The sequence below is a fragment of the Streptomyces chiangmaiensis genome, from assembly GCF_036281785.1.
GTDB classification, from domain to species: domain Bacteria; phylum Actinomycetota; class Actinomycetes; order Streptomycetales; family Streptomycetaceae; genus Streptomyces; species Streptomyces chiangmaiensis.
The window spans coordinates 1-1,640 of record NZ_JAYWVC010000534.1; the positions used below are offsets into that span (position 1 = coordinate 1).

The window sequence follows — 1,640 nt, forward strand, 5'->3', positions numbered from 1 at the left end:
CTTCTCGTCCACGACGGCCTGGGCGTTGTATGCCTGAATGTAGGCGCCGTCGCTGTTCTTCATGATCCGCGAGTTGGGGTCGGTGAAGTTGGCCTGCGCTTTGGGCTTGGGACGGGCCTTCGCGGCAGCCTGCTGCCCGGCGTCGGTGACGGCTTGCTCGTCGCTGGTGCCGGCGCCCTCCTGGCGGCGGCGTTCCTTGTCCTCGGCGTGGCGGCGAGCCTTGTCAGCGGATTCGGCCTCGATCTGCGCGCCTGCGGCCTGCAGCCGGGCCAGGCGCTTCTCGCGGCGGTCCAACTCGGTAGGCAGATCGGTGTTCTTGCCGTCGATGCCGAAGGTCCGGTCCTCGGCGGTGTCGGCGGCCTCGGCGTCTGCGAGCAGGGCGGCGGCCTGGGCCTCCAGAGCGGCGATCTCGGCCTCGATCCGCTCCTCCTTGTTGACCAGGCGGCCGTAGCTCATCGTCTTGTGCTTGGAGGCGTTCGCTTCGACCTTGGTGCCGTCCAGGGCAACGCGGCCCATCTTGACCATGCCGAGCTTCTGAGCGAGGTGCAGCGACTGGGTGAACAGGTCCCCGAGGGCGTCCAGTTGACGGCGGCGGAACCGCGAGTTCGAGCGGAAGCCTGGGGCCTGGTCAGCGGCCAGGAACTGGAACGCGATGTCGTCGGCGTACTTGCGCTCGATCGCCCGCGAGGAGCGCACCCCTATGGTGTAGCCGTAGATCAGCAGGCGCAGCATCAGCCGCGGGTCGTAGGGCGGGTAGCCGCGCTTGTCGGTGTAGTCGGCCAGGATCGGCCCCAGGTTCAGCACGTCGTCGACCGGGTCGGCGACGAACCGGGCGAGGTGGTCCTGGGGCAGCCGGCAGTCGTCCAGCGACGGGGGCAGCAGCAGGACGTGGTGCGGGTAGAACGCCCTGAACCGCTTGTCCACCCCCACCGGACCGCCCTGCGGCTGCTGCTTTTCCACCGGCTCGACCTCGAACAGCCCATCCCCACCGCGCATACCGCGATTCTTCCGTGCCTACGATCATCAACCGGAGGTAGGGCGCTGCCCGGTCGGATAATCCAAGTGCGGTCTGGTCGCCCCACGTGATACTCCTCCCTGCCATGAGTGATCTTGTGACAGCGCGGCTCGTGCTTCATCCGATGAGCGTCAGCGAGGCTGAGCGAGTGGTGGCGGGCGAGTCGGATAGCGGTGCCCGATGGGCGCCCGGATACCCCACTGATGGGGACGTGTCCGCCGCCAGGCGCTTCCTGGGCACCTGCGCGAACACCGGTGACCCCCAACCGTTCGGTAACTATGAGATCCGTCGCCGCGAGGACGGTCAGGCGATCGGCGGCCTGGGCTTCCACGGACCTGCGGACGAGAACGGCAGCGTCACGATCGGCTACGGCCTCATCCCATCAGCGCGAGGCAAGGGATACGCCTCCGAAGCCCTCCGCGGACTGCTGCTGTTCGCGCAGGCACGCGGCGTCACCTGCGTGAAAGGCGACGCCGACCACGACAACATCGCGTCCCAGCACGTCATGATGGCAGCCGGCATGCGGCCGGCCGGACAAGATGAACGCGTCAGATACTTCGAGATCGTCTGGACCGACACGACAGCGAATACTGACCCACGCTCCCAGTGAGGCCAGCCTCGGATT

General features: G+C 67.6%; 2 protein-coding genes. One reads left to right on the forward strand and one right to left on the reverse strand.

What is annotated here, in order from left to right:
- Positions 1-924 (reverse strand): transposase (locus tag VXC91_RS45305; RefSeq protein WP_456243102.1); only part of this gene is annotated, 924 nt, incomplete at its 3' end.
- Between the two features lie 176 nt (positions 925-1,100).
- Between VXC91_RS45305 and VXC91_RS45310 the strand changes: the two genes are divergently transcribed.
- Positions 1,101-1,625 (forward strand): GNAT family N-acetyltransferase, encoded by a 525-nt coding sequence (locus tag VXC91_RS45310; protein WP_329513161.1) that lies wholly within the window; start codon positions 1,101-1,103, stop codon positions 1,623-1,625.
- The last annotated feature ends 15 nt before the right edge of the window (positions 1,626-1,640 follow it).